This is a genomic window from Streptomyces sp. NPDC057638 (assembly GCF_042800315.1).
In the GTDB taxonomy this organism is placed as follows: domain Bacteria; phylum Actinomycetota; class Actinomycetes; order Streptomycetales; family Streptomycetaceae; genus Streptomyces.
Genome location: NZ_JBHVHF010000378.1, coordinates 1 through 6,437, shown reverse-complemented (window position 1 = coordinate 6,437; position 6,437 = coordinate 1). Strand labels below are relative to the sequence as shown.

Sequence of the window (6,437 nt, the reverse complement as noted above, 5' to 3'; positions counted from 1 at the left end):
CAAAGGGGCGCGTCGAGTTGTCGTGGCCGTCGCGCGGAGATCGCGAGGAACGAGCGATCGAGCACGTCGGACGCGAGACATCGACTAAAGCGCCCCGGAGGCGAAGAACCGCAAAAATATCGGGTAAGCGGAATGCAGGACTGAGGAGCGAGGGCGGCACAAGTGGTGGCGGAGCCGGAGGGTCAGCAGGAGCCGGGGCGGCGGGAGGACCGGAGAACCCCCGCTGACGAGGGGCACAGTGCCTTCACGCCGCCTCGGGGTGTGGGGCTGCCTGAGGGGCATGAAGAGGACAGCCCCACCTCGGAATTCGCCCTTCCGGAGGGAGCGTCGCCCGAGCCGCCCGCCGAACCGGAAGGGTCAGCCTTCGCCCGGCCGCGTACCTACAGCGCCCGCCATTCGCCCCCCGCCTTCACTCCCGCGCAGGGCATCCCCGAGCTGCGGCTCAGCCGGGACGCGCCCTGGCAGGACCGGATGCGCACCATGCTGCGGATGCCGGTCGGTGAGCGCCCGGTGCCGGAGGCCGTCCAGCGGCAGGAGGAGGGTGGCCCGGCCGTTCCACGCGTGCTTGACCTCACTCTCCGTATCGGGGAGCTGCTGCTCGCGGGCGGGGAGGGCGCGGAGGATGTGGAGGCGGCGATGTTCGCCATCACCCATGCGTACGGTCTGGACCGGTGCGAGCCGACGGTCACATTCACCCTGCTGTCGATCACGTATCAGCCCTCGCTCGTGGACGACCCCGTGACGGCCAACCGGACCGTACGCCGCCGGGGCACCGACTACACCCGGCTCGCGACGGTCTACCGGCTGGTCCATGACATCAGCTCGCAGGAGAGCGAGATCTCCCTGGAGGAGGCGTACCGGCGGCTCGCCGAGATCCGGCGCAACCGCCACCCCTACCCGACCTGGGCGCTCACCGTGGCCGGTGGGCTGCTCGCGGGTTCGGCGTCGGTGCTGGTCGGCGGTGATCTGCTGGTCTTCCTGGCGGCGATGGTGAGCGCCATGCTCGGGGACCGCCTGGCCTGGCTGAGCGCGGGCCGCGGGCTGCCGGAGTTCTACCAGTTCGTGGCGGCGGCCATGCCTCCGGCAGCGATGGGGGTGGCGCTCTCGCTCTCCTCGCTGGATGTGCGGGCCTCCGCCGTGATCACCGGTGGGCTCTTCGCCCTGATCCCCGGGCGGGCGCTGGTCGCCGGGGTACAGGACGGGCTCACCGGTTTCTACATCACCGCCGCCGCCCGGCTGCTGGAGGTCGGCTATCTGATCGTCGGCATCGTCGTCGGCGTGCTGACCGTGCTGTATCTGGGGCTGGCGCTCGGTGCCGGGCTCACTCCGGAGACGGCGCTGCTCGCGGTGGAGCGCCCGGAGATCCAGTTGCTGGCGGCGATGGGGCTCTCCTTCTGTTTCGCGGTCCTGCTTCAGCAGGAACGTCACACCGTGCTGTTGGTGACGCTGAACGGGGGCGTCGGCTGGGTCGTCTTCGGCGCCCTCGCCCATACCGGCGATCTGCCTCCGGTACTGGCGACCGCCGCCGCCGCGGGCCTGGTGGGCCTCTTCGCGCAGATGCTGGCCCGCTACCAGTTCGCCTCCGCGCTCCCCTATGTGACGGCCGCGATCGGGCCGCTGCTGCCCGGTAGCGCCACCTACTTCGGTCTGCTGGCCATCGCGCGGGGCGAGGTCAACCGGGGGCTGGTCTCGCTGTCCACCGCTGCCGCGCTGGCGCTGGCCATCGCGATCGGGGTCAACCTCGGTGGCGAGATCTCCCGGCTCTTCCTGCGTGTTCCCGGTGGGCCGACCCCGTCCGAACCCCGCCGGGCGGCCAAGCGCACCCGGGGTTTCTAGTGCTGTGGCCGGAAAGGTTTGCCGTGGGCCCGCGGCGTTCGGTGTGGTGCATCGCAAGGCGGAGGTCCACGGCTCGTACTGGATGTACTTGCGTGGTCCGACAACGCAGGGGGTACCCCCGGGCCGAAGGCCCAGGGGGAGAGGTGCCGTGCCGGGCGTCGCGGGCCGGTGAACCTTTCCGGTCACAGCACTAGGCCGTGTCCGCACCATCCCGTCTGTGCGACGTGCCCTGGCACGCCGTGGTGCTCACGCGCCACCCAGGAGACGCTTTCGCTCCTCGCCTCCAGGGAGGCGCGCGGCCGTGGTTCCGCTCAGCGTTTGGCGTGGCGGCCGCGCTGGGGGGTGGAGGTGCCCTCCGTCGCGGCGGCGGCGCGGGAGCGCGCCCTCAGCAGTTCGATCGCGATCGGCAGGACCGACAGCAGCACGATCAGGATCAGGATCTTCTCGATGTGCTGATGGACGAAGTCCACCCGGCCGAGCGCCGCCCCGAGCAGGGTGACCCCCGCCCCCCACAGCACCCCGCCGACCACGTTGAAGACGACGAAGGACCGGTAGTCCATCCGGCTGACCCCGGCGATGATCGGCGTGAACGTCCGCACGATGGGCACGAACCGCGCCAGCACCAGCGACTTGGGGCCGTACTTCTCGAAGAAGACATGGGCCTTCTCGACGTTCTCCTGTTTGAAGAGACGGGAGTCGGGCCGTGTGAAGAGCGCCGGGCCCACCTTGCGCCCGAAGAGATAGCCGACCTGGTCGCCGGTGACCGCGGCGACCACGATCAGCGCGCAGACCGCCCACAGGGGCAGATCGTCGAGCTTGCCGGTGGTGACCAGCAGACCGGTGGTGAACAGCAGCGAGTCACCGGGCAGGAAGAAGCCGATCAGCAGCCCGGACTCGGCGAAGACGATGACGAGTACCCCGATGAGACCGAAGGTCCCGATCAGTTGGTCCGGGTCCAGCCAGCTCGGTCCGAGGGCGAGAGGGGTCACGACGTCCAGGCTCCCAGAGTCATGGATCCGTGGGGGATCCGTATGGATCTGTGGTGTGGATCGGTGAAACGGGCGGAGGGGTGCGCGGATCCTCGGTGCCGGGCCGGGGAACGTCCGCGGCGCGGGGTCGTGCGGAGGCGGCGGGCGGCCGGGATACGCGGGCCCGCCGTCGCCCGGAGCCAAAGTTATCAACGCACCGGCCCCGGGGCTGGTTGCGCGAGCACATCCGTGCGCCCCTCTTCTCCCCGGCCCGCCGGGGGCGCTCCCGGCGCGCGAGATCCAGCGGGCGCACGCGACCTGGTGTCGCGAGAGGGACGTGTCCCATGAGGCGTGTCCCGTCTCTTTGAGGGCGTGTCCCATGAGGCGTGTCCCGCCGAACGGGCTCCTTGCGGCGCGCTCCGTCGGACATGTCCCTGGAGACGCGTGTCATCGCGCGCACCCCTTGAGACGCGTTCCGCTGGGCGTACCCCCGGAGACGTGTTCGTCCCCCGTGGGTGACGGCCCGGTCATGGGCCGCCCGTTCGGCCGCGCCGCGTTGCCGGGCCGGTTCCCCCGTACCAGCCTGGGACGGGGATGGCGAGACACACGGCACACACGGCACGCAGGACAGGCGTGGTGGGTGACGGGCGGTGAAAGGCGGCGGGATGGCACTCCACAAGGGCGCGGCACCTTCGTCGGATCCGGGGCGCGGGCGGCGCAAGCTCGCGCTCAACCCGTTCTACGGGGAGGCCAACCCGGTCAGCGGAATGACGGAGGCACCGCCGACGCACCGGCTGCCGGACGGCCCGCTACCGCCGATGACCGCCTACCGGCTGGTCCATGACGAACTGATGCTCGACGGGAACGCGCGGCTGAACCTCGCCACCTTCGTGACCACCTGGATGGAGCCACAGGCCGGGGTGCTCATGGACGAGTGCCGGGACAAGAACATGATCGACAAGGACGAGTACCCCCGGACGGCGGAGCTGGAGCGCCGCTGTGTGGCCATGCTCGCCGACCTGTGGAACGCGCCGGAGCCGACCGCGACCGTGGGCTGTTCCACCACCGGGTCGAGCGAGGCCTGCATGCTCGCGGGGATGGCGCTCAAACGCCGCTGGAGCGCGAGGAACGCCGACCGATACCCCGCCACCGCCCGGCCCAATCTCGTGATGGGGGTCAACGTCCAGGTCTGCTGGGAGAAGTTCTGCACCTTCTGGGAGGTGGAGGCCCGTCAGGTCCCCATGGAGGGCGAGCGCTTCCACCTCGACCCGGAGGCCGCCGCCGCGCTCTGCGACGAGAACACCATCGGCGTGGTCGCCGTCCTCGGCTCGACCTTCGACGGCTCCTACGAGCCGGTCGCCGACCTCTGTGCGGCGCTGGACGCGCTCCAGGAGCGTACGGGACTCGACATCCCCGTCCATGTGGACGGGGCGTCCGGCGCGATGGTCGCCCCCTTCCTCGACCCGGACCTCGTCTGGGACTTCCGGCTGCCGCGCGTCTCCTCGATCAACACCTCGGGCCACAAGTACGGGCTGGTCTACCCGGGCGTCGGCTGGGCGCTGTGGCGCTCGGCGGCCGAGCTCCCCGAGGAGCTGGTCTTCCGGGTCAACTACCTCGGCGGCGACATGCCCACCTTCGCCCTCAACTTCTCCCGTCCCGGGGCGCAGGTCGTCGCGCAGTACTACACCTTTCTGCGGCTCGGCCGGGAGGGCTTCCGCGCGGTCCAGCAGACCGCCCGTGACGTGGCCCTCGGGCTCTCCGCGCGCTTCGCGGAGCTGGAGGAGTTCCGGCTGCTCACCCGGGGCGACGAGCTGCCGGTCTTCGCGGTCACGACGGCGCCCGGGGTCACCGCCTTCGACGTCTTCGACGTCTCACGGCGGTTGCGGGAGTCCGGCTGGCTGGTGCCCGCCTACACCTTCCCGCCGAACCGGGAGGACCTCGCCGTCCTGCGGGTGGTGTGCCGCAACGGCTTCTCCGCCGACCTGGCGGCGCTGCTCCTGGAGGATCTGGGCCGGGTGCTGCCGGAGCTGCGCCGTCAGGCGCACCCGCTGACCAGGGACCCGGCCATGGCGACCGCCTTCCACCACTGAGGCCCGCACCGCGCCGCCGTCTACTCGCGGTCCCCCGGGTGCGCCGCTCCGGTCGCGTACGGGTTCTCCTCCCCCTGCTCCAGGACCGTGATCTGGGGCTCCCCCTCCCCGGCGAAGGTGTAGGCACCGCCCTCGATGCGCCGGATCAGCCCCTGGGTCCACTCCGCGCCGAAGTCGGCGGACGCCACCCACAGGTTCATGATCTCGCCGATGTGCCCGAGGGACTCGGGACCCTCCTCCGGTGTGTAGTACTCGGTCACGCTCGACCGCCAGCCCTCCATCCCCCGCACCCGCTCCTTGAGCAGCGCCACGGCCTCCGCCCGCTCCAGTGCGACGATGAACCCGACTCCCGACGACAGGACGTCCAGCTTCTCGTCCCAGGCCGTCAGCGCCTCCCGCAGCAGCCGGAGGAACTCCTCCTGCCCGGCGTCGGTCATCTCGTACTCGGTACGGGGTGGACCGCCCGCTGTCGACGGGGCGATCTCATGGACCCGCAGCAGCCCCTGCTTCGCCATCTGCTTCAGCGCGTGGTAGATCGAGCCGGGCTTGGCGTTGGACCATTCGTGCGCGCCCCAGAACTCCAGGTCGTTGCGGACCTGGTAGCCGTGCGCGCGCCCGTGCTGGCGTACCGCGCCGAGGACCAGCAGACGGATCGCTGACATGAGGCACTCCCCATCACTCGCTCATCAAGTTTGATTAATCTACTCAACTTTGACTAGGATGTCATCATGACCGAGAAGACCATTCCGCTTCTCCCCTGCCGAACCGAGCTGATCCAGTCCGTGGTGGATTTCTACACGGCACTCGGCTTCGAGACGACATTCCGCCAGCAGAGCCCCTACGCGTACGTGGTCGTCGAGCGCGGCCCCGTCGAGTTCCAGTTCCTGGGCATGAAGGAGTACGACCCCTCCGCCTCCTACTCCGGCTGCTACCTCCTCACGGAGGATGTCGAGACCCTGCACCAGGCGTTCCGGCGCGGTCTGAAGGAGGCGTACGGACGGATCCCCACGCGCGGCCTGCCGCGCATCGGACCGCTCAAGGACATGTCGTACGGCGTACGGCAGTTCCTGATAACCGACCCGACCGGCAACTCCATCCGTGTCGGCCAGAAGATCAGCGAGGACCAGCACCACCGGCCCGCCCCCCGGGAGACCTTCGCCAAGGCGCTGCACACGGCCGACCTCTACGTCGACTCCAAGGAGGATCTGAAGGGCGCGGCGAAGATCCTCGACCGGGCGCTCGCCCTGACGGACGAGACGCCGACGCCCGTGCAACTGCTGCGGATGCTGGTCCTGCGCGGGGACATCGCCCAGCGCGAGGGCGAGAGGGAACGGGCGGGGGCGCTGCTCACCCGCGCCGGGGAGGTGCGGCTGAGCGACGCGGAGCGCCAGGAGGCTCGGGACGCACTGGCCCGGCTGGCGGATCTGGAGGACTGAGGGGCCAGAGAAGCCGGTGGCCGTCAGAGGTCCGTGGGACGGGTGAGGCGTGGGCGCGTTCCGCGCGGACGGGCACCGGACAGCGATGCGGCCCCCGGAGAGATCTC

At 70.4% G+C, this 6,437-nt stretch carries 5 protein-coding genes; 3 read left to right on the top strand and 2 right to left on the bottom strand.

The features are described from left to right. Positions 1-165 precede the first annotated feature (165 nt). Positions 166-1,836 (top strand): threonine/serine exporter ThrE family protein, encoded by a 1,671-nt coding sequence (locus ACFVIM_RS31285; protein ID WP_384308564.1) that lies wholly within the window; start codon positions 166-168, stop codon positions 1,834-1,836. 311 nt (positions 1,837-2,147) lie between these two features. Here ACFVIM_RS31285 and ACFVIM_RS31280 read toward each other — a convergent pair whose 3' ends face one another. Further along, the gene (locus tag ACFVIM_RS31280) at positions 2,148-2,825 is read right to left on the bottom strand and encodes a DedA family protein (RefSeq protein WP_384308561.1); all 678 of its coding nucleotides are present in this window, start codon (positions 2,823-2,825) and stop codon (positions 2,148-2,150) included. Between the two features lie 644 nt (positions 2,826-3,469). On the opposite strand from ACFVIM_RS31280, the gene ACFVIM_RS31275 reads away from it, so the two are divergent. Then, entirely contained in the window at positions 3,470-4,894 is a 1,425-nt protein-coding gene (locus ACFVIM_RS31275; RefSeq protein WP_384308558.1) for a glutamate decarboxylase, read from the top strand. A 20-nt stretch (positions 4,895-4,914) separates the two neighbouring features. Here ACFVIM_RS31275 and ACFVIM_RS31270 read toward each other — a convergent pair whose 3' ends face one another. Then, positions 4,915-5,556, bottom strand: a complete 642-nt coding sequence (locus ACFVIM_RS31270; RefSeq protein ID WP_384308555.1) for a PadR family transcriptional regulator — start codon at positions 5,554-5,556, stop codon at positions 4,915-4,917. Between the two features lie 66 nt (positions 5,557-5,622). Here ACFVIM_RS31270 and ACFVIM_RS31265 point away from each other — a divergent pair, with 66 nt between their 5' ends. After that, on the top strand, positions 5,623-6,330 hold the full coding sequence (locus ACFVIM_RS31265; RefSeq protein ID WP_384308553.1) for a bleomycin resistance protein: 708 nt from the start codon (positions 5,623-5,625) through the stop codon (positions 6,328-6,330). The last annotated feature ends 107 nt before the right edge of the window (positions 6,331-6,437 follow it).